This is a genomic window from Sphingomonas sp. R-74633, assembly GCF_013416555.1.
GTDB lineage: Bacteria > Pseudomonadota > Alphaproteobacteria > Sphingomonadales > Sphingomonadaceae > Sphingomonas.
In genome coordinates this window covers 58,802-77,303 of record NZ_JACCFG010000004.1, presented here as the reverse complement: position 1 = coordinate 77,303, position 18,502 = coordinate 58,802, and the positions used below count along the sequence as shown (strand labels likewise).

Annotated in this window: 22 protein-coding genes; 18 read left to right on the top strand and 4 right to left on the bottom strand. The window is 66.3% G+C overall.

Features of this window, described 5'->3' with window-relative positions:
* The first annotated feature begins 154 nt into the window (after positions 1–154).
* The 9 genes from argS (at position 155) to tatC (ending at position 7,484) form a co-directional block, all read left to right on the top strand.
* Positions 155–1,876, top strand: coding sequence for an arginine--tRNA ligase (gene argS / locus HZY97_RS13955; protein ID WP_180144830.1), 1,722 nt, complete (start codon positions 155–157; stop codon positions 1,874–1,876).
* A gap of 9 nt (positions 1,877–1,885) precedes the next feature.
* On the top strand, positions 1,886–2,611 hold the full coding sequence (locus tag HZY97_RS13950; RefSeq protein WP_180144827.1) for an SPOR domain-containing protein: 726 nt from the start codon (positions 1,886–1,888) through the stop codon (positions 2,609–2,611).
* 81 nt (positions 2,612–2,692) lie between these two features.
* Entirely contained in the window at positions 2,693–3,700 is a 1,008-nt protein-coding gene (gene nagZ, locus HZY97_RS13945) for a beta-N-acetylhexosaminidase (protein WP_180144825.1), read from the top strand.
* A gap of 90 nt (positions 3,701–3,790) precedes the next feature.
* Positions 3,791–4,444, top strand: coding sequence for a hypothetical protein (locus HZY97_RS13940; protein ID WP_180144822.1), 654 nt, complete (start codon positions 3,791–3,793; stop codon positions 4,442–4,444).
* A gap of 31 nt (positions 4,445–4,475) precedes the next feature.
* Complete coding sequence (locus HZY97_RS13935; RefSeq protein WP_180144819.1) at positions 4,476–5,210, top strand: ScpA family protein; 735 nt, start codon at positions 4,476–4,478, stop codon at positions 5,208–5,210.
* The gene (gene scpB, locus HZY97_RS13930; RefSeq protein WP_180144816.1) at positions 5,207–5,818 is read left to right on the top strand and encodes an SMC-Scp complex subunit ScpB; all 612 of its coding nucleotides are present in this window, start codon (positions 5,207–5,209) and stop codon (positions 5,816–5,818) included. Before HZY97_RS13935 ends, scpB begins: the two co-directional genes overlap by 4 nt.
* Positions 5,819–5,884: 66 nt before the next feature.
* Entirely contained in the window at positions 5,885–6,118 is a 234-nt protein-coding gene (locus tag HZY97_RS13925) for a twin-arginine translocase TatA/TatE family subunit (RefSeq protein ID WP_180144813.1), read from the top strand.
* A 50-nt stretch (positions 6,119–6,168) separates the two neighbouring features.
* The gene (gene tatB / locus HZY97_RS20820; RefSeq protein ID WP_218943073.1) at positions 6,169–6,705 is read left to right on the top strand and encodes a Sec-independent protein translocase protein TatB; all 537 of its coding nucleotides are present in this window, start codon (positions 6,169–6,171) and stop codon (positions 6,703–6,705) included.
* Positions 6,702–7,484 carry a twin-arginine translocase subunit TatC gene (gene tatC, locus HZY97_RS13915; RefSeq protein WP_180144810.1) on the top strand — a complete coding sequence of 261 codons (783 nt, stop codon included), beginning with the start codon at positions 6,702–6,704 and terminating at the stop codon, positions 7,482–7,484. Before tatB ends, tatC begins: the two co-directional genes overlap by 4 nt.
* A gap of 55 nt (positions 7,485–7,539) precedes the next feature.
* On the opposite strand, the gene HZY97_RS13910 is transcribed toward tatC, so the two are convergent.
* The 3 genes from HZY97_RS13910 to HZY97_RS13900 all read right to left on the bottom strand — a co-directional run bounded on the left by HZY97_RS13910 (position 7,540) and on the right by HZY97_RS13900 (position 9,702).
* Entirely contained in the window at positions 7,540–7,674 is a 135-nt protein-coding gene (locus HZY97_RS13910) for an entericidin A/B family lipoprotein (protein ID WP_180144807.1), read from the bottom strand.
* 296 nt (positions 7,675–7,970) lie between these two features.
* Positions 7,971–9,545: a sensor histidine kinase gene (locus tag HZY97_RS13905; protein WP_257215080.1), complete on the bottom strand. Its 1,575-nt coding sequence runs from the start codon at positions 9,543–9,545 to the stop codon at positions 7,971–7,973.
* 10 nt (positions 9,546–9,555) lie between these two features.
* On the bottom strand, positions 9,556–9,702 hold the full coding sequence (locus HZY97_RS13900; RefSeq protein WP_180144805.1) for a NepR family anti-sigma factor: 147 nt from the start codon (positions 9,700–9,702) through the stop codon (positions 9,556–9,558).
* Positions 9,703–10,004: 302 nt separating this feature from the next.
* On the opposite strand from HZY97_RS13900, the gene HZY97_RS13895 reads away from it, so the two are divergent.
* The 3 genes from HZY97_RS13895 to HZY97_RS13885 all read left to right on the top strand — a co-directional run bounded on the left by HZY97_RS13895 (position 10,005) and on the right by HZY97_RS13885 (position 11,778).
* A complete protein-coding gene (locus HZY97_RS13895; protein WP_180144801.1) occupies positions 10,005–10,802 on the top strand; it encodes a response regulator in 798 nt (265 codons plus the stop codon).
* 73 nt (positions 10,803–10,875) lie between these two features.
* A complete protein-coding gene (locus tag HZY97_RS13890; protein WP_180144799.1) occupies positions 10,876–11,013 on the top strand; it encodes a hypothetical protein in 138 nt (45 codons plus the stop codon).
* Between the two features lie 102 nt (positions 11,014–11,115).
* Positions 11,116–11,778 carry a sigma-70 family RNA polymerase sigma factor gene (locus HZY97_RS13885; RefSeq protein WP_180144796.1) on the top strand — a complete coding sequence of 221 codons (663 nt, stop codon included), beginning with the start codon at positions 11,116–11,118 and terminating at the stop codon, positions 11,776–11,778.
* A 78-nt stretch (positions 11,779–11,856) separates the two neighbouring features.
* Here HZY97_RS13885 and HZY97_RS13880 read toward each other — a convergent pair whose 3' ends face one another.
* Positions 11,857–12,042, bottom strand: coding sequence for a hypothetical protein (locus tag HZY97_RS13880; protein ID WP_180144793.1), 186 nt, complete (start codon positions 12,040–12,042; stop codon positions 11,857–11,859).
* A gap of 239 nt (positions 12,043–12,281) precedes the next feature.
* Here HZY97_RS13880 and HZY97_RS13875 point away from each other — a divergent pair, with 239 nt between their 5' ends.
* From HZY97_RS13875 to HZY97_RS13850, 6 genes are all read left to right on the top strand, one after another.
* Positions 12,282–14,804 (top strand): bifunctional [glutamine synthetase] adenylyltransferase/[glutamine synthetase]-adenylyl-L-tyrosine phosphorylase, encoded by a 2,523-nt coding sequence (locus HZY97_RS13875; protein ID WP_373684369.1) that lies wholly within the window; start codon positions 12,282–12,284, stop codon positions 14,802–14,804.
* A 10-nt stretch (positions 14,805–14,814) separates the two neighbouring features.
* A complete protein-coding gene (locus tag HZY97_RS13870) occupies positions 14,815–15,288 on the top strand; it encodes a peroxiredoxin (protein WP_180144791.1) in 474 nt (157 codons plus the stop codon).
* Positions 15,288–15,623, top strand: coding sequence for a hypothetical protein (locus tag HZY97_RS13865; protein ID WP_180144788.1), 336 nt, complete (start codon positions 15,288–15,290; stop codon positions 15,621–15,623). Before HZY97_RS13870 ends, HZY97_RS13865 begins: the two co-directional genes overlap by 1 nt.
* 3 nt (positions 15,624–15,626) lie before the next feature.
* Positions 15,627–16,427 (top strand): ferritin-like domain-containing protein, encoded by an 801-nt coding sequence (locus HZY97_RS13860; protein WP_180144785.1) that lies wholly within the window; start codon positions 15,627–15,629, stop codon positions 16,425–16,427.
* Positions 16,428–16,548: 121 nt separating this feature from the next.
* Complete coding sequence (locus HZY97_RS13855; protein ID WP_180144782.1) at positions 16,549–17,742, top strand: M23 family metallopeptidase; 1,194 nt, start codon at positions 16,549–16,551, stop codon at positions 17,740–17,742.
* A 260-nt stretch (positions 17,743–18,002) separates the two neighbouring features.
* Complete coding sequence (locus tag HZY97_RS13850) at positions 18,003–18,470, top strand: GNAT family N-acetyltransferase (RefSeq protein ID WP_180144779.1); 468 nt, start codon at positions 18,003–18,005, stop codon at positions 18,468–18,470.
* Positions 18,471–18,502 lie beyond the last annotated feature (32 nt).

The window sequence follows — 18,502 nt, the reverse complement described above, 5'->3', positions numbered from 1 at the left end:
CCCCTTGTCTGTCATAACCGCAAGGAACAGATAAGGAACCCCAACGCCCGTTTTTATACCCGATACGCGCGAACTTCATGAAGTTTGGCCGGGGGCTGTGCAGTTTCGGCCGCATCCGCTAAGGCGCGCGCTTCCTTCATTGCTGGAACCCCGAATGACGCTCTACGCACGTTTCGCCGCGCACCTGAACCTCGCTCTGGATGCGCTTGTCCTCGCCGGCGACCTGCCCGCGGGGCTGGAGCGACGTGCGATCACGGTGGAGCCTCCGCGTGACGCCTCGCATGGCGATCTGGCGACCAACGCCGCGATGGTGCTCGCCAAGCCGGCCGGCACCAATCCGCGCGCGCTCGCTGAGAAGATCGGTGCGGAGCTCGAGAAACTCGACGAAGTGTCCGCGGTCTCGATCGCGGGCCCGGGCTTCATCAACCTGACGCTGACCGACCAGACCTGGCGCGGCGAGCTGATGGCGATCATCGAGGCAGGCGACGATTATGGCCGCTCGACGGTCGGCGCGGGCACGACGGTCAACGTCGAGTACGTGTCGGCCAACCCGACCGGCCCGATGCACATGGGCCATTGCCGCGGCGCGGTGGTGGGCGATGCGCTGGCCAGCCTGCTCGAGTTCGCGGGACACAAGGTGATCCGCGAATACTATGTCAACGACGCCGGCGGCCAGGTCGATGTGCTCGCCCGCTCGGCGCACCTTCGGTATCGGGAAGCGCTGGGCGAGACGGTCGAGATCCCCGAGGGGCTCTATCCGGGCGAATATCTGAAGCCCGTCGGCGAGAAGCTCGCTGCCGAGTTCGGCGACAAATACGTCGCCGCGCCCGAGGGCGAGTGGCTGGTCCTGTTCCGCAAGACCGCCGTCGCCTCGATGATGGACATGATCCGCGCCGACCTGGCGCTGCTTGGCATCCATCACGACCTGTTCTCGTCGGAAGCCGAACTCCAGGCCGCCGGCAAGCCCGAACAGGCCGAGGCGTGGCTGCGCGAGCGCGGCTATGTCTATGACGGCGTGCTCGAAGCGCCCAAGGGCGAGACGCCCGAGGATTGGGAGCCGGTCGAGCTGCCGCTGTTCCGCTCGACGCAGTTCGGCGATGACCAGGACCGCCCGATCAAGAAGTCGAACGGCGCCTGGACCTATTTCGGCGCCGATCTCGCCTATCACTTCCAGAAGGCGCAGTCGGCCGACGCGCTGATCGATATCTGGGGCGCGGATCACGCGGGCACGGTCAAGCGCATCGTCGCCGCGGTGCAGGCGCTGACCGGCGGCGAGACCAAGTTCGACGTCAAGCTGGTCCAGATGGTCCGGTTGTTGCGCGACGGCGAGCCGGTGAAGATGTCGAAGCGCTCGGGCAATTTCGTGACGCTCGCCGATGTCGTCAACGAAGTCGGCAAGGACGTGGTCCGCTTCACGATGCTGACCCGCAAGGCCGATGCCCAGATGGACTTCGATTTCGCCAAGGTGGTCGAGGCGTCGAAGGACAATCCGGTGTTCTATGTGCAGTATGCGCATGCCCGCGTCGCTTCGCTCGGCCGGCGTACCGACGAGGCCGGGATCGCATGTACCAATGTGGACCTGTCTCTGCTTGATACACAGGAGCTTCGGCTGGTTCAGGCGGCCGCGCAGTTCCCGCGCATCGTCGAGGCAGCCGCTTCGGCGCGCGAGCCGCACCGAATTGCGTTCTATTTGTACGACTTGGCGGCCGAACTCCATTCGCTGTGGAATCTCGGCAAGGACGATGCGACCCGTCGATTCCTGATTGTCGATCAACCGGAGTTGACGTGCGCACGGCTTTATCTCGCGCGTTCGATCGGGCAGATTATCCGTAATGGCCTCCGCATCATGGGCGTCGAGGCCGTCCAGGAGATGTAAGGAATGAATATGCGTGGGGGGGAGGCCGGATTCGGAGACGATGACCGCCTTCCCTGGCTCGAGACGGTGGAAGAGGATTATCGTGAAGGTCCGTCCTTCGGCCGTATCCTGCTGCTCATCCTCCTGCTCCTCGCCGTCATCGGCGCCGGAGCGTTCGGTTATTATTGGTATCAGAAGCAACGCAGCCTGGTCGGCAATGGCGAACTGATCGCTGCGCCCGCCGGGGAGTATAAGGTCAAGCCCGACGAGCCGGGCGGCATGAAGGTCGAAGGCGAGGGCGATACCGTCTTCGCCACCAGCCAGGGCAATGCCGGCAATTCGAGCATCGACACCAACGCGCTTCCCGAAGCGCCGGTCGACGGCAAGAAGGTGGCCGACAAGGCGCCGTCGCTGAACGGCGAAAAGGCGGCTAAGGTCGCTATCCCGTCCGGTGCTGCGCCGGCGACCCAGCCCAAGCAGATCCCTGCACTCGCCCCGGCCACCGCGCCGTCGGCCGGTTCGGGCGCGCTGATCCAGCTCGGCGCATTCCCGGACGAAGGCGGCGCCAATGCCGCCTGGGCACGCCTGTCGAAGCGTTTTTCCTATCTCGCGCCGCTCGGCAAGTCGGTCGAGCGCGGCGAGAAGGACGGCAAGGCCGTGTTCCGCCTGCGGGTGAACACGGGCTCGAACAGCCAGGCCAGGGAGCTGTGCGGCAAGCTCAAGGTGGCGGGCGAGAACTGCTACGTGGCGAATTGAGGGGCTGGCCATGCCGCGCAGGCATGGCCAACCGCCTCGCAGGGGCTTATCCGCCGCCTCCGGCTTCGCTAAGAGACGCGCATGAAGCCAGTAATCTTCGGTGTCTCCGGCCTGTCGCTCACGGCCGAGGAGCGCGCTTTCTTCCGGGATGCCGATCCGCTCGGCTACATCTTCTTCAAGCGCAATTGCGAGAGCCGTGAGCAGATGCGCGCGCTTACCGAGGAGTTGCGTGAACTGTCGGGCCGCGCCGACCTGCCGATCCTGATCGACCAGGAAGGCGGCCGCGTCAGCCGCATGGTACCGCCGGTCTGGCCAGCCTTTCCGGCGGGCGAGGTGTTCGGCAAGCTCTATGACATCGCGCCGATCTCGGCGATCGAGGCGGCGCGGGCGAATTACCACGCGCTCGGCATGATGCTCGCCGATGTCGGCGTAACTGTCGATTGCGCGCCCTTGCTCGACGTCGTCACACCCGAAGTTACCCAGGCGATCGGCGACCGCGCATTCGGCGGTGAGCCGATGCGCGTCGCGGCGCTCGGCCAGGCCTGTGTCGAAGGCCTGCGCCGCGGCGGCGTCGTCGGCGTAGTCAAGCACATGCCCGGGCACGGTCGCGCGCTGGTCGACAGCCATCTCGAGCTGCCGCGCGTCAAGGTGGATGCCTCTGCGCTGGAGCAGGACATCGCGCCGTTCCATGCGCTCAAGGGCGCCCCGATGGGCATGACCTGCCATGTCGTGTTCGAGGCCTGGGACGCCGAGCGCCCCGCCACGCTCTCGCCGACCGTGATCCAGGAGGTCATCCGCGGCCGCATCGGTTTCGACGGGCTGCTGATGACCGACGACATCGACATGAAGGCATTGTCCGGCACGCCTGGCGAGAAGGCGACTCAGGCGCTGGCCGCCGGCTGCGACGTGGTGCTCGATTGCTGGGCGCGGATGGACGAGATGATCGAGATCATCGGCTTGCTTCCGGATGCCACGCCCGCGTGCATCGAGCGGCTCGACCGGGCGATGGCGACGGTGGGCGCAGACGAACCTGATAGTGATTTCTCCGAATTGATCGCGAAAAGGGACGAATTGCTCGCGCTGCTTTAAATCGGATTATTGCGCCGCGCGTGCGAACTGGCATGTTCACTCTCCGGGTAGGGAGGCAAGCAAGCCTTCCGAGGGGGAGGAAGCAGCGACATGCTTCGAGTATATGCGTGGCGCCGCGCCCCTGAGGGCGAGGCAGGGAATTTGCTTGCCGCCGTAAACGATCAGATCCGGCCTTCGCCCCTGGATGCGAGGACCGTGCAGGTCTGGACGACTCCGCTGCCCTTCTATGCCGAAACCGATCTGCTGAAGATCGTCGATCAGACCCGCGGCGTGCCTAACAGCCGGTACGCGCTGATCGCCGACGGACAGGCGGTGCTGTTCGATCACAGCAATGTGCCGATCTATGCGCACAATGCCCGGGTCGGCGTGGAGGTCGATCCCGACAATGCGGCGGCCTATGCGACCTTTTTCTTCGATCATGTCGGCGGGAAGCACGGGCGGTTCCGCATCGTCGAATCGGGCAAGGACCTTGCCTGGAACCCCGATGCCGATCCGGCGGAGATCGCCGCGGCGGCGCTCGAAGTCCGGCGCGTGCTGTTCCGCGGGGTCGAGAAGGGCGTGATCCTGCTCACCGCCACGGTGGTGTTCAAGACCAGCCTGTTCCGCTCGGATATCTGCGTGTGGGCCGATGGCCGGGTGGAGATGCGCGACACCGAGTTGCTGGTCGAGCGGCTGCCGGTTCGCCCCGATTGCACGCCGGGCACCGATCCCTTCCATCTCGCCTCCGAAGGCCAACTCTATTGAGCAGACCGGCGCGGGCTGCTTAACTCCGGCGATGGACGGTGAAACACCCGAAATTCTGAAGATAGACATCGACGGCTGGGAAGGGCCGCTCGATCTGCTGCTGTCGCTGGCGCGCACGCAGAAGGTCGATTTGCGCCAGATTTCGATCCTCCAGCTCGTCGAGCAATATCTCGGCTTCGTGAACGAGGCGCGCGAGCTCAAGCTCGAACTCGCCGCCGATTATCTCGTGATGGCCGCCTGGCTGGCCTATCTGAAGTCCGCGCTGCTCTTGCCCCGCAACCCGGAGGAGACGCCGAGCCCCGAGGAGCTCGCACTGCGCCTGCAGCTGCGGCTCGAGCGGCTCAATGCGATGCGCGAAGCTGGTGCGAGGCTGGTGGCGCGCGACCGCACCGGGCGCGACGTGTTCCTGCGCGCCGCGCCCGAGGGGCTGCGCGTGCTGCGCAAGGCGCGCTGGGAAGCCGAGATATACGACCTGATCGCCGCCTATGGCCGGATCAGCGCGCGCACCCGCCCGGTGATGCACGTCGTCGCCCACCGTGACGTGATGACGCTGGAAGCCGCGATCGCCCGCGTCTCGTCGCTGATCGGCACGCGGATCGACTGGAGCGCGCTCCAGTCCTTCCTGCCCGAGGGCGCGAGCGGCCCCTATGCCAAGTCGGCGCTCGCCTCGTCCTTCGTCGCCGCGCTCGAGCTGGCGAAGCAGGGCAGGGTGGAGCTCAAGCAGAAATCGGCCTTTGCGCCCCTCTATCTCAAGGCCGCTGGATGACCCCCGAAGACGCAGCCTCGCGCGCGGTGGAGGCCGTGCTGTTCGCCGCCGAGCATCCGCTCAGCGTGGACGAGATCCGCGCGCATGTCGGCCTCGAACTGGATGTGCGTGCCGCGCTGGCGGACTTGGAGGCGCTTTATGCCGGGCGTGGGATCGAGCTGGTCCGCCGCGGCGAGCGCTGGCATTTCCAGACCGCGGCCGACCTTGCCCATCTGCTGCGGCGTGACCGCGAGGAGAGCCGCAAGCTTTCGCGCGCCGGCATCGAGACGCTGGCGATCATCGCCTATCACGAGCCGGTCACGCGCGCCGAGATCGAGGCGATCCGCGGCGTGCAGATCTCCAAGGGCACCATCGATGTGCTGATGGAGGCGGGCTGGGTGCGTCCCGCCGGCCGCCGCGAAGTGCCGGGGCGGCCGCTGATGTATGCCACCACCGCCGGCTTCCTCACCCATTTCGGCCTCACCAGCCGGCGCGACCTGCCCGGGATCGACGATCTCAAGGCCGCCGGGCTGCTCGATCCGGTCGATCTCGCCATGGAGGCGCTGGGCGAGAGCGGCGGCGATGAGCCGGAGGCGTCCGAAATCGAAAGTGTAACAGACGACGAATAGGGGCCTTTCGGCATTGCCGCTGGTGCGCGCGAGGCTTAGATAGAGCCGGAATCAAGGAGAGTTACTATGGGTATGGGCAGCATCTGGCACTGGCTTCTGCTGGGCCTGGTCGCGATCCTGCTGCTCGGCGGCGGCCGCTTCTCGAACATGATGGGCGACGTGGCCAAGGGCATCAAGCAGTTCAAGAAGGGTATGTCGGAGGACGACGACGACAAGCCGGCGACCCGCATCGAAGGCAAGGCGGCTCCCGAGCCGACCGTGCAGCGCGAAGCCGAACCGGCGCGCGAAGAGAAGCTCTGACACTTCGCTCCCGGCTCAGGGCGCCGGGGGCCGCTTCTGGCGAATAATCGATGCTAGATTTCAACGCGCCCGAATTCGTGGTGGTCGCCATTGTGGCGCTGCTCGTGATCGGGCCCAAGGATCTGCCCAAGGCGATGCGCTTTGTGGGCAAATGGTTCGGCAAGGCGCGCGCGGTTGCGCGCCAGTTCCGCTCGGGCTTCGACACCATGATCCGCGAGGCCGAACTGGCCGAGCTGGAGCAGCAATGGGCGGCGGAGAATGCGCGGATCATGTCCGAGCATCCCCCCGCCGCGCTTCCGGCGCCGGAGGCGGCCCCCCTTGAGGCCGACGTGCACCTCGTTACCGAGGATGCGGCGCCCGTGATGGTCGAACAGCCGGCGATCACCGGCGATACGCCGGGCGTTTCCGCGCCCAAGCCCAAGCGCGCCCGCAAGGCGCCTGCGGCGGCCGAAGTTGCGGTCGAGCCGGCTGCCAAGCCCGCGGCCAAGCCGCGTGCCCGCAAGGTTGCGGCTGCACCGGTCGAAGCCGCGCCCAAGCCTGCCGCCAAGGCGCGCGCCCGCAAGCCCAAGGCAGAGGCTGCCGAATGAGGGATATCGACGACACCCAGCAGCCGCTGCTCGAGCATCTGATCGAGCTGCGCCGCCGCCTGCTCTACTGCGTGGCCGCGCTGCTGCTGACCTTCTTCATCTCGATGTACTTCTCGAAGGACATCTACGGCGTGCTCGTCCACCCGCTCGCGGTGGCAGGACAGGATCAGGTGATTTTCACCCAGATCTTCGGCGCCTTCTTCGTCCAGCTGAAGGTCGCCTTCTTCTCGGCGATGATGCTGTCCTTCCCGGTGATCGCGACGCAGCTCTGGCGGTTCATCGCGCCGGGACTGTATCGGCAGGAGAAGCGGGCATTGCTCCCATTCCTGCTCGCCACGCCGTTGCTGTTCATTGCCGGCGCGTCGCTCGCCTATTTTGTCGCGATCCCGACGGCGCTGCACTTCCTGCTCGGCTATCAGGGTGACCTCGGCAACAGCGGCGTGAAGCAGATCGCCATGCCCGATGCCGAGAAATATCTCGATTTCGTCATGCAGTTCCTGTTCGCCTTCGGCATCACCTTCCTGCTGCCGGTTCTGCTGATGCTGCTCGAGCGCTCGGGGATCGTCTCCTATGAGCAGCTCAAGGGCGCCTGGCGCTATGCCGTGGTCGCGGCCTTCGCGATCGCCGCGGTGCTGACCCCGCCCGATATCGGCTCGCAGCTGCTGCTCGCCTTCCCGCTGGTCGGGCTCTATTTCCTGTCGCTGGTGGCGATCTGGTTCACCCGGCGGCGGCGCCAGGCCACGGAAGACGCGGAAACCACTGAAATCGCCGAGGCCTGATACGAAAAACCCCTCCCCGGGCAGGGGAGGGGTCTTCGTGCTTAAGCTGGCTGGCTTACTTGGCGTCGTCGGCCGTCTTGGCGACGGTGCTGCCCGCCGACGAAACATCCTTGCCTACGCCTTCGACCGTGTTGCAGGCCGAAACCAGCACCGCGCCCGCAAGGGCGAAGCAGGTGATGATCTTACGCATAACTCTCTCCAGATACCGGACCGCTAAAGGGGTCAGGTAAGTAATGCGCGGGCGCGCGCAAACGTTCCGTCTGCGAAGCAAGTGGCTGGCGATGTTGGGGAAACCGGGAAGGCCCAGAATAAGTGTAGGCCCGGAAGCGTCACCGGGGGGGGGAGGGTTGACGCTTCCGGGCCCATGTCTTGGATAGCGAGAGCGGGGGGGCAAAAGGTCACTATCCGAAGTAGAGAACGGACCACGCCGTCTGGGGTTCCGCGCCCTTCGAATTTTTTTTCGAACTTTTTTATCTGGGTTATTGCTCAGGGGCGTCCGGTGATCGCGATCGCTGCTTCATAGGCGCCGGTCAGCGGATCATGGTGCAGCTTGGTGCGCAGCTGGCGAGCCAGGCCGCCGATCACGCGGCCGTAACGGCTCTCCACGAGTTGCTCGAGCGCGGGGCTTTCGACCAGCGCGGGCGAGGTGACGCGCAGCAACGCCCTGGTGTCGTCATCCTCGATCAGCTTGATCGAGATGCGGATCTGCGCGGCGGGATTGCAGCTCATCGCCAGCTCGACGATCTCGGTGAGCAGGAAGGCGATGGCGATCGCCACGTCCTGGTTGACCAGCACCGGAGTCAGTTCCAGCGTCACGCTCAATCCCTGCGCACGCTCGGGCGCGGTGGCGCGGATGTTCGCGGCCAGCTCGCCGATCACCGAGCGCAGGTCGAGCCCGCGATTTTCCTCGAGCTCGGCATAATGGTGACGATGGACCACCGCGAGCGCGTCTACCCGGCGCTGGATCGAGGCATAGGCCTCGCTCGCTTCCTCGCTCTTGGCGCTGCGAGCGTGGAAATTGATAAGGCTGGCAATGACCTGGAGGTTGTTCTTCACCCGGTGATGGACCTCTCGGGTGAGCTTGGTCTGGCGCATCAGACCCTCGGCCAGTTCCTTCTCGTGCTCCTGCACCGTGCTGGCGATCTGGCGGAATGTATCGCCCAGTTCGCGGATCTCGGCCGCAGGCATGTCGCCCAGCCGCTTGATGTCGAGCATCTCGCCGGGCTGATAGGCGCCCACGCTGCTGCGCAGGCGGCGCAGCGGGCGGATCAGCAATATGTCGACGACCAGCCAGCTGATACCCGCAGCGGCGAGCCACATCAGCACCAGCACGACGGTGTTGATGATCATCGGCGATGTGATCGGGGTGCCGAGCATCGACATCTCGAACTGGACGCCGTCGAGGCCCAAATCGTTGGGGATCGTCTCGCGCCGGTCGAGCGGGCCGATGCCCTCAAGCTTGCGGAGCACCAGCCGATCGCCGTGCCTGACGAGCGCGGCGCCATATTCGGGCACAAAGCCGCTCGGCTGGACGATCGTGGCCAGCGCGGCGGCGGGGTAGAAGGCCGTGGCGGTGCCGCCGGCCTTGCCGCCGATGCGCAGCGTCATCCCTTCATCGGTGAGCGCGGTGCGGACCTGGCGGGGCTGGAGCGCAGCCTTTCCGGCGATCGTGAAATTCTGCCCGCAGATCACCTGGCCATTATTGTCCGCGATGGCGAAGCGCGCCCCCGTGGCGGTGGCGAAGGTGCCGGCAAGGCGGGTGCAGGCCGGTGCGTTATGCGGATCGACTTCAAGCGCCTCGAGCGCGCTCGAAAGCTGGCTGACATGGTTGACCAGCAGATCGCGCAGCACGCCGGTGCTCTCGCCCGCCGCCGCGCTGAGGCGCGCGCGCGCCTCCGTATCGGCGTTGCGCGTACTCTGCAGCGTGGTGAAAAGCGCGATCAGCGCCAGCGGCAGCAGACTGAGGATCAGATAGATGAAGACCTTAGCGCCAGTCGGCATCGCCCCCAGCGCCGCGGCCGGGCGTATTCCGGCGCGGGTTTCGTCGTCCGTGATTCCCATCACCTCCGGACTAATCGAGCTTCTTGAGCAGGTCGAGCAGGTCGTCGGGCACGGCTTCGCCTAAGGCCTCGTCATAGGCCTGGCGCAGCGCCTGGCCGACATTGCGACCGGGGCGACCGGTTTCCTTCCCGCCATCAGACTTGGGCGGCTTTCTCATTTTGTCATCCGCGGAACGCACCAATTCCCCCCTGTGCCACGGCAGCAGCCGCGGCCCGGACTAAAAGCGACCTCTTCCGGATGCAATGTCCGGAAAGGAACGAAAGACACCGGTTGCCAGGCAACGGTGTCTGAGCAGCAACACTACGCAGCATCCGCGATGAAACCAAATAGCCCGTCGTTTGTTCCACAGGCGATGCATATTCCGGGGAGGGGCTCCTTTGGGTTGCACAAATTGACGTTTGCATGATCGGAACGGGAATGAAACAACCCCTTCCGACCTCGTAGGAGAATAGTTCGACCATGTCGCTTGGACAGCAACTCGCGCCGCACCTTCCGCTGCTTCGCCGTTATGCGCGCGCGCTCACCGGCAGCCAGTCCGACGGCGACCGCTATGTGCGCGCTGCGCTCGAGGCGATCGTCGCGGCGCCGGACCAGTTTCCCCGGGACGTCGATCCGCGGCTCGGCCTGTATCGCACCTTCCAGGCGATCTGGCAGTCGACCCACCTCGAGGAAGAGGATGTGATCGAGGATACCACCAACGAGAATGAAGCGATCGCCCGCGCGCGTCTCGCCCGTCTCACCCCGCTGTCGCGCCAGGCGCTGCTGCTCACCACCGTGGAGGGCTTCAGCATCGAGGACGCCGGCTATCTGATCGAAGAGGATGCAGGACAGGTGCAGAAGCTGGTGGGCGAGGCCGTGGCCGAGATCGAGCGTCAGACGCGTACCCGGGTGATGATCATCGAGGACGAGCCGCTGATCGCGATGGACCTGGAGCAGATCGTCCGCGATCTGGGCCATGAAGTGACCGGCGTCGCGGTCACGCGCGATGAAGCCGTCGCGCTGGCGATGGAAGACCGGCCGGGCCTGGTGCTCGCCGACATCCAGCTCGCCGATGACAGCTCGGGCATCGATGCAGTGAAGGACATCCTCGCCGAATTCTCGGTGCCGGTGATCTTCATCACTGCCTTCCCCGAGCGCCTGCTCACCGGCGAGCGTCCGGAGCCGACCTTCCTGATCACCAAGCCGTTCCAGCGGGAAACCGTGAAGACGACGATCAGCCAGGCGCTGTTCTTCGACCAGGCGACCGTCCCGGCCTGATCTTTTCCACGAAAAAACCGGCGCGGGTTCCATATGGTACGGACCCAAAACGGATTTCGTTGGTTTGGATGGCATGGCTGAGAATGAAAAATCCGTCCATCTAGACACGGAAGACGCCCGCGCCGGCACCACGCCGCACATGACGCGCTACGTGCTGGGCATCGGCCTGGTACTGGTTATCGTCGCGTTCGCGATCATTCTTCTTTTCTGATCAGAACGAGAGCGAGGGCATGCTATGCTGGCAATCGCGGTCGCCACACCTATTTCTGGAAAGGGTCGGTTCCATCCGGCCCACGCAAGCAAGCGGGATCGAATGAGTCAGTCCGAAGAGCCTGAGGACACGGGGACCGAGGCACCGTACGAGCATGTCTCGCTGTCGGATCCCGAGTTCAAGACGCAGCTGGCAACGGTTATTCCGCATCTGCGCGCCTTCGGGCGTTCGCTGTCGGGAAGCCGCGACCTTGCCGATGATCTGGTGCAGGAAACGCTGCTCAAGGCCTGGGCTGCGCGCAAGCGCTTCCAGGCCGGCACGAACATGCGCGCCTGGACCTTTATCATCCTGCGCAACCTGTATCTGAGCCAGATGCGCCGCGCCCGCTTCAAGGGCGAGTGGGACGATCTGGTCGCCGACCGGCTGCTCGCCGCGCCGGCAAGCCAGGATCGCCATGTCGAGCTTTCCGACATGCAGCGCGCTCTGCTGCATCTTCCCCAGCCGCAGCGCGAGGCGCTGATCCTGGTCGGTGCGGGCGGCTTTGCCTATGAGGAAGCCGCCGAGATCTGCCAGGTCGCGGTCGGCACGATCAAGAGCCGCGTCGCGCGTGGCCGCGTCGCGCTCGAGCATCTCCTGACCGAAGGCCAGCTGCCGTCGCGCCGCATCGAGCCCGGCACCGCCGAGGGCAAGAGCGCGCTCGATACGATCATGGGCGAGGTCGAGGATCTCAGCCGCGAGCGGGGCGGCGACTTTACGGCGAAATAAGCCGGGCCTCTGCGCCGGAAATCAAAAGGCCGCGCTTCCTTGGGGGAGCGCGGCCTTTTCTCTGTCCTGATCGAAAGCTCAGTTGGAGAACAAATCGTCGCGATTGAGCTGGCGCAGCATCGCTGCCATGTCGTCGGGCAGCCCCAGATCGCGCGCAAAGGCGTCGCGTAGCGCAAGCCCGACCGCGTCGCTGGCGCGCGGTGCTTCGACCCGATATGCGGGCTGGCGGGCTTCGCTGGCCGATGCTGAGGTCGTGTGGTTCATGTTGCTAGAACTGTTCAGTTCTCTTTTTGTTGCTTGACATATTGCAACGCATTGTTTCGCAGGTGGCTGATTCCGTGACCGAAACTCGATTTCCTTCGGATATTGCGAACGCGATCGACCGCGCGCAATTACATGCCCCGTTCCTGGCTTTCCTGCGCAATCGCGAAGATGTGCTGATAGAAAATATTGAGGCTGCACTCGCAGATCCTCTCCGTGCGGCGGCCGATCTGGCTGGAGAAATGCCCGAAGCCGCGCGGTTGCGGCTTGAGCGGCGGCGGCTCGCGCTGATCGTCGCGCTGGGCGATCTTTCAGGCCGGTTCGACCTGACGCGCGTCACGCATTTGCTCACCGACTTCGCCGACAATGCGCTCGACCGTGCCATTCGCACGGCGATTCTCGAGCGCACCCCCGATGCCGAACCCCGCGGATTCGCCGCGATCGCGCTCGGCAAGCAGGGCAGCCGCGAGCTCAACTATTCGTCGGACATCGACCCGATCCTGCTCTTCGACCCCGAGACCCTGCCGCACCGCCCGCGCGAGGATGTGCAGGAAGCCGCGGTGCGCATCGGTCGCCGCGTAGTCGAGCTGCTCCAGACCCGCGACGAGAATGGCTATGTGCTGCGCGTCGATCTGCGGCTGCGCCCTTCGCCCGAAGTCACGCCGATCGTGCTGCCGGTCGAGGCGGCGATTTCCTATTATGAGAGCCAGGCTTTGCCCTGGGAGCGCGCCGCCTTCATCCGCGCGCGCGCCTGCGCCGGCGATCTCGATCTCGGCGGCTATTTCCTCGACGCGATCCGTCCCTTCGTCTGGCGGCGCGCGCTCGACTACGGCACGATCCGCGAGATCCGCGACATCAGCCGCCGCATCCGCGATCACTATTCGCAGGCCCAGGCGTTCGGCCCCGGCTATGATCTGAAGCGGGGCCGGGGCGGCATCCGCGAAGTCGAGTTCTTTGCGCAGATCCACCAGCTCATCCATGGCGGCCGCGAGCCGGCGCTACGCGCGCCCGCCACCCGCGATGCGCTGGCGGCATTGGCCGAGGCGGGGCGGATCGGCGAGGATGAGGCGCGCGATCTGACCGACGCCTATGTCACGCTGCGCACGATCGAGCACCGCCTCCAGATGGTCGATGATCGCCAGACGCATGAGCTGCCCGGAAATACAGAGTCGCTCGACAATGTCGCGCAACTCGCCGGGTTCGCCGACGGCGCCGCGCTCACCGATCTGCTGCGCCCGCATGTCGTGCGCGTGGGGACGATCTATGACGGGCTCGCCGGCGAGGAAGAGCCGCGCCTGCCGAGCGATACCGAATCGCTGGAGGCTGAGCTGGGCAGGGCCGGCTTCGAGCATCAGGTCGCCGCCGCACGGATCGTCCAGGGCTGGCGCGGCGGCAATTACGCGGCGCTGCGTACGCCTGCCGCCCGCGAAGCGCTCGAGGCGGTGCTGCCGGGGTTGATCCAGGCCTTTGCCCGCGCGCCCGATACCGTCCACGCGATTACCCGCTTCGACGCGATGCTCTCGCGCCTGCCGAGCGCAATCAACTTCTTTCGCCTGCTCGAAGCCCAGCCGGGGCTGGCGCAGCTGCTCGGCCAGATCCTCGCGCTGGCTCCGACGCTTGCCGAACAGCTTGGCCGCCGCGCCGAACTGCTCGATGGGCTGATCGACGCGACCGCGCTCGAGCCGGTGCCCGATGTCGAGGCGCTCGCCGCCGGGATGCGCGCCTGGGAGCCCGACGCGGACTATCAGTACCAGCTCGAATTCGTCCGCCGCTTCGTCAACGAGAAGCGCTTCGCGCTCGGCGCGCAGATCGTCGCCGGAGCCAGCGATCCGCTCGAAGTCTCGGTCGGATATGCCCGCGTCGCCGAGGCGGCGATCGAGACGCTGGCCGCCGCGACGGTCGCGGAATTCTCGCGCAACCATGGCATCGTGCCCGAGAGCGAGCTGGTGATCCTCGCGCTCGGCCGGATGGGCGGGCAAGCACTCACCCACGCCTCGGACCTCGACCTCGTCTACCTGTTCACCGGCGACTATGCGGCGGAGAGCGACGGCGCCAAGCCGCTCGGCGCGGTGATGTACTATAACCGGCTCGGCCAGCGCGTCACCGCCGCGCTCTCGGTCCCCACGCCTGCCGGGCCGCTCTACGAAGTCGACACCCGCCTGCGCCCCTCGGGCGCGCAGGGGCCGCTGGTCGTCTCGCTCGAGGGCTTCGAAAAATATCAGCGCGGCGACGCCTGGACCTGGGAGCATATGGCGCTCACCCGCGCCCGTCCGGTCTATGGCTCGCCTGTCGCCCGCGCCAAGGTCCAGTCGATCATCGACGAGGTGCTGGGCGGCGCGCGGCCGGAGCGCGACATCCCCGCCGAGGCGGCGAAGATGCGGGCCGACATGGCCGCGCACAAGCCACCCCAAGGCCCGCTCGATGCCAAGCTGCTGCCCGGCGGGCTCGTCGATCTCGAATTCGCAGTGCACGTCACCCAGCTCGTCTACCGCACCGGCTTCGAGCCGCGATTGGGCCCGGCGATCGACGAACTGGCGCGCGAGGGCCTGCTCCCGCCGACGATGCGCCCCGCGCATGACTTCCTCACCCGCCTGTTGGTGACGATGCGCCTCGTCGCGCCCGACGCACAGCCGCCGGGCCCCGCCACCCAGGCGCTGATCGCCCGCGCGCTCAAGCTCGAGCGCTGGGACGAGGTGGTTGCGCAGCTGGAGCAGACCCGGCAGGAGGTCCGCCATTGCTGGGCCGCGGTCAGTGGTTCGGCCTGAGGAGGTACAGATGGCAATCGAGGAAGGCGACAAGATCCCCGCAGTCACGCTCGACGGGACCGAGGGCGAGCCGATCGCGCTCGCGGACAAGCTGGGCAAGCCCTTCGTCCTCTATTTCTATCCCAAGGACGATACGTCGGGCTGCACGCGCGAGGCGCAGGACTTTTCGGCGCTGCTGCCCGAGTTCACGGCGATCGGCGCCGATGTGGTCGGGGTCTCCAAGGACCCGCCGATCAAGCACCAGAAGTTCATCAACAAATATGACCTGACCGTCCCGCTTGCCACCGATACCTCGGGCGCGGCGATGGAGGCGTTCGGCGTGTGGGTGGAGAAACAGCTCTACGGCAAGCGCTACATGGGCATCGATCGTTCGACCTTCCTGTTCGACGAGGAGGGCAAGCTGTTCCGCGCCTGGCGCCGTGTGCGCGTGCCCGGCCATGCGGTCGATGTGCTCGAATCGATCAAGGAAATGCAGGCCCGCTGATGCTGCGCTGGTTGCTCTCGGCCGCCGCCGCTTTGCTGTTCGCGCCGATTGCGCAGGCGCAGGCGTTGCCGCCGGTCCCGGCCGCGCTCGCGGACACCGCGGCGATGGTCTGCGCGAAGATCGATGTCGAGGGCAGGGTGGACGCCTTTGTCCTCGATTCGACCGGCGACAAGGCGCGTGACGACGCAGTGGTTACCTGGGTCCGCCAGCTCCACTGGCCCAAGGCAAAGCGCGGCGATGGCGGGCGGGGCAACTGGTTCCCGATGCCGCTGCAGTTCGGCAACGCCGTGCCGCCGGCGATGCCCGCAAGCTGCGCGCCACCGGCGAAGCCCTAGGCCATGCCCGAGCGCAGCGTCGCCCAGGCCTGCCGCGCGGTGCTCACCGCCGCGGCACCGGCCGACAAGGTCAAGGCCGCGCGTGCCGCCGCACGTGACTGGCGGCTGGGGCGGTTGGCCTTCGAGTTCGATGTGGCGATGCCCGACAAGCCCGCGCGCCCGGACAAGCCCGAGTTGCTCGCCCCCAGCCATATGCCCCGGCGCGGCAAGGGCGGTTCCGAGCGCGGCCGGATCGCGCTGATCCACGCGATCACTCATATCGAATTCTCCGCGATCGACCTCGCCTTCGATGTCGCCGGCCGCTTCGGTGCGCAGTTTCCGCGCGGGTTCACCGATGACTGGATGCGCGTCGGCGGCGACGAGGCGATGCACTTCGCGCTGCTCGATCGGCGGCTGAAACGCTTCGGCAGCTTCTACGGCGCGATGCCTGCGCATGACGGGCTGTGGGACGCCGCGGCCGAGACTTCGCACGATGCGCTCGCCCGGCTGGCGGTGGTGCCGATGGTGCTGGAAGCGCGCGGGCTCGATGTCACACCGGCGATGGTTGAGCGGTTTTCATCGGCAAATGATGGAGTTACAGCCCGCATCCTCACGCGCATTCTGAACGACGAGATACGGCACGTTAGCGCCGGAACGGTGTGGTTCGAATCGGCTTGTCGCGAAAAGGGGCTTGTCCCCGAAACGACCTGGCAGGCACTCGTGACGCGCTATTACCGGGGCCTCATTAAGCCACCGTTCAACGACTCGGCGCGCAGTTCAGCCGGTTTGTCCCGGGATTATTATCAAGCTCTTGCCGTGGAGTGATTGCTCGGGTCACAAGCCACCGTCCGGAGGCGGAGGGGCTGTTTCTGAGACAACGGAATAATTGAAGTACGGCAACCGGGTCGCTGTTCGGTGCTTGCTTCCATGAACTGGCCGGGGACTCATGGCTAAGGCGTCGAACACCAAAACGGCTACGCTGGCAAAGCGGTTCCGTGCTTTTTTCACCACCCGGGATTTCATTTTCCATGACGGTCGCGATCTGAAGCGCTTCAGCGTTGCGGGCCGCACCCAGGCGCTGCTCGCCGGCGTCGCGGGCGTCACCGTCGTGTTCTCGGCCTATGGCGTGGCCCAGGCCGCTGTCGGCGCAATCGCGATCAGCGGCGTGACCGGCACGCCCTCGTCGCCCGAGGCACAGGTCGCCCAGATGCGCGATCAGGTCGAGAAGATGCAGGCCGATGTCACCGCCGCTAAGGAGGCCGCCCGCCTTCAGGCCGCGCGGGTCGAGCAGCATCAGGCGCTGATCAGCGCGACGCTCACCGGCAAGGGTGACCGCGCGACGATCGAGCAGTCGCTTCCCAACGCTGCCGGCCGCACCAGCGCCGTCGCCACCGAAGTCCTCGCGCCGCTGAAGCAGGTCGAGGCCCGCCAGGTCGCGATGGCCGGCAAGGCCCGCGCCGCCGGCGAAGCCCGTTACAACCAGACCGCCGGCGAGCTCCGCCGCTTGGGTCTCTCGCCCGAGCGCTATGTGCAGGTGCCGGCGATGGGGGGCCCCTACGAGCCGATCGACAACGACAATGCCAGCGGCAGCAGCGATGCTTCGGCCGAAGCCGCCGACGCCCAGTTCCGCGCATTGTTCGTTACCTGGAAGAAGCTCGACATGCTCGAGCAGACGGTGATCTCGGTCCCGTCGATGCAGCCGGTCGATCGCGTGACCTTCACTTCGCAGTTCGGTGTCCGCTCGGATCCGTTCCGCGGCACCGCAGCGATGCACGCAGGCGTCGACATCCCCGGCGCGCTCGGCACCCCGATCTACGCGACTGCCGATGGCGTCATCAGCCATGCCGGCAAGCAGGGCGGCTACGGCAACCTCGTCCAGATCAACCATGGCCGCGGCATCGAGACGCGCTATGGCCACCTCTCGAAGATCCTCGTCGAGGACAATACCCGCGTGAAGCGCGGCCAGTTGATCGGCCTGATGGGCTCGACCGGCCGCTCGACCGGCAGCCACCTCCATTATGAAGTGCGCGTCGACGGCAAGGCGGTGAACCCGATCCCGTTCCTGCAGACCGGCGAGTATCTCGTCGCCGTGCAGGACCGCGTTCAGGGCGGCGTCGGCGGCCCGGCGACGAACAAGTAATTCACGCATTCAGAGCGTAGGAGAGGAAGAGGGGTCGCCCGCGAAGGCGGCCCCCTTTTCATTTGTGCCGCCCTCGCTCTACTATGACGCCACGTGCAGCCGCCCTTGGCCGTACGCACCAGGAGAACGCCTTTGCTCACCGTCCGCTTCCGACCGCTGCCGCGGCCGAGCGTTGACGTGCGCGAAGCGCGCGCGATCCCGATCGGCTGAAGCAGGCCTGGTGCCCCCGTTTGGGCGCACGCTTCCTTCGAAAGACACCAATGATCGTAGAAACGAACGGCGCGGACTATGCCGCGCTGCTGCTCGGCCACGCGCCGAGGCACTTCACTCTGGCTGACACGGCGATCGCGCCGGCCGAAATCCTCCGGATGCTGGCCGATCTCGCCGCGCGCATCTCCGCGGACTTCACCCCGGCTTCCTGGCTGATTGTCGAGGCGGACGAAGTGGTGGGGCTTTGCTCCGTCACCCGTCCGCCAGTCGAGGGCGTGATCGACATCGGCTATGGCGTCGCGCCAAGCCGGCAGGGCCGCGGCTTTGCCGGCCGGGCGGTGCGCGACATCGTCGCCTGGGCGCGCGAGGATCCGCGCGTGCAGGCGATCACCGCCGATACCAGCCCGGACAACCTCCCGTCCCGGCGGGTGCTGGCCGCGGCGGGGTTCGTGCAGGTGGGCGAGCGCATCGATGCGGAGGACGGGCTCGTCCTCTGCTGGCGATGCGCCACGGCCTAGGCCATGCAGCCGGAGCGGGCCGCAACCCGCTC

Bases quoted from the DNA above. Each gene is read 5' to 3' on its own strand.
- HZY97_RS13925 (WP_180144813.1), top strand. From the start codon at position 5,885: ATGGGTATGGGCAGCATCTGGCACTGGCTTCTGCTGGGCCTGGTCGCG.
- tatC (WP_180144810.1), top strand. From the start codon at position 6,702: ATGAGGGATATCGACGACACCCAGCAGCCGCTGCTCGAGCATCTGATC.
- HZY97_RS13910 (WP_180144807.1), bottom strand. From the start codon at position 7,674: ATGCGTAAGATCATCACCTGCTTCGCCCTTGCGGGCGCGGTGCTGGTT.
- HZY97_RS13940 (WP_180144822.1), top strand. From the start codon at position 3,791: ATGCTTCGAGTATATGCGTGGCGCCGCGCCCCTGAGGGCGAGGCAGGG.
- HZY97_RS13855 (WP_180144782.1), top strand. From the start codon at position 16,549: ATGGCTAAGGCGTCGAACACCAAAACGGCTACGCTGGCAAAGCGGTTC.
- HZY97_RS13870 (WP_180144791.1), top strand. From the start codon at position 14,815: ATGGCAATCGAGGAAGGCGACAAGATCCCCGCAGTCACGCTCGACGGG.
- HZY97_RS13860 (WP_180144785.1), top strand. From the start codon at position 15,627: ATGCCCGAGCGCAGCGTCGCCCAGGCCTGCCGCGCGGTGCTCACCGCC.
- HZY97_RS13865 (WP_180144788.1), top strand. From the start codon at position 15,288: ATGCTGCGCTGGTTGCTCTCGGCCGCCGCCGCTTTGCTGTTCGCGCCG.
- scpB (WP_180144816.1), top strand. From the start codon at position 5,207: ATGACCCCCGAAGACGCAGCCTCGCGCGCGGTGGAGGCCGTGCTGTTC.
- HZY97_RS13900 (WP_180144805.1), bottom strand. From the start codon at position 9,702: ATGAGAAAGCCGCCCAAGTCTGATGGCGGGAAGGAAACCGGTCGCCCC.
- HZY97_RS13875 (WP_373684369.1), top strand. From the start codon at position 12,282: ATGCCCGAAGCCGCGCGGTTGCGGCTTGAGCGGCGGCGGCTCGCGCTG.
- HZY97_RS13895 (WP_180144801.1), top strand. From the start codon at position 10,005: ATGTCGCTTGGACAGCAACTCGCGCCGCACCTTCCGCTGCTTCGCCGT.
- HZY97_RS13890 (WP_180144799.1), top strand. From the start codon at position 10,876: ATGGCTGAGAATGAAAAATCCGTCCATCTAGACACGGAAGACGCCCGC.
- HZY97_RS13935 (WP_180144819.1), top strand. From the start codon at position 4,476: ATGGACGGTGAAACACCCGAAATTCTGAAGATAGACATCGACGGCTGG.
- HZY97_RS13905 (WP_257215080.1), bottom strand. From the start codon at position 9,545: ATGGGAATCACGGACGACGAAACCCGCGCCGGAATACGCCCGGCCGCG.
- HZY97_RS13885 (WP_180144796.1), top strand. From the start codon at position 11,116: ATGAGTCAGTCCGAAGAGCCTGAGGACACGGGGACCGAGGCACCGTAC.
- HZY97_RS13850 (WP_180144779.1), top strand. From the start codon at position 18,003: ATGATCGTAGAAACGAACGGCGCGGACTATGCCGCGCTGCTGCTCGGC.
- nagZ (WP_180144825.1), top strand. From the start codon at position 2,693: ATGAAGCCAGTAATCTTCGGTGTCTCCGGCCTGTCGCTCACGGCCGAG.
- HZY97_RS13880 (WP_180144793.1), bottom strand. From the start codon at position 12,042: ATGAACCACACGACCTCAGCATCGGCCAGCGAAGCCCGCCAGCCCGCA.
- HZY97_RS13950 (WP_180144827.1), top strand. From the start codon at position 1,886: ATGCGTGGGGGGGAGGCCGGATTCGGAGACGATGACCGCCTTCCCTGG.
- tatB (WP_218943073.1), top strand. From the start codon at position 6,169: ATGCTAGATTTCAACGCGCCCGAATTCGTGGTGGTCGCCATTGTGGCG.
- argS (WP_180144830.1), top strand. From the start codon at position 155: ATGACGCTCTACGCACGTTTCGCCGCGCACCTGAACCTCGCTCTGGAT.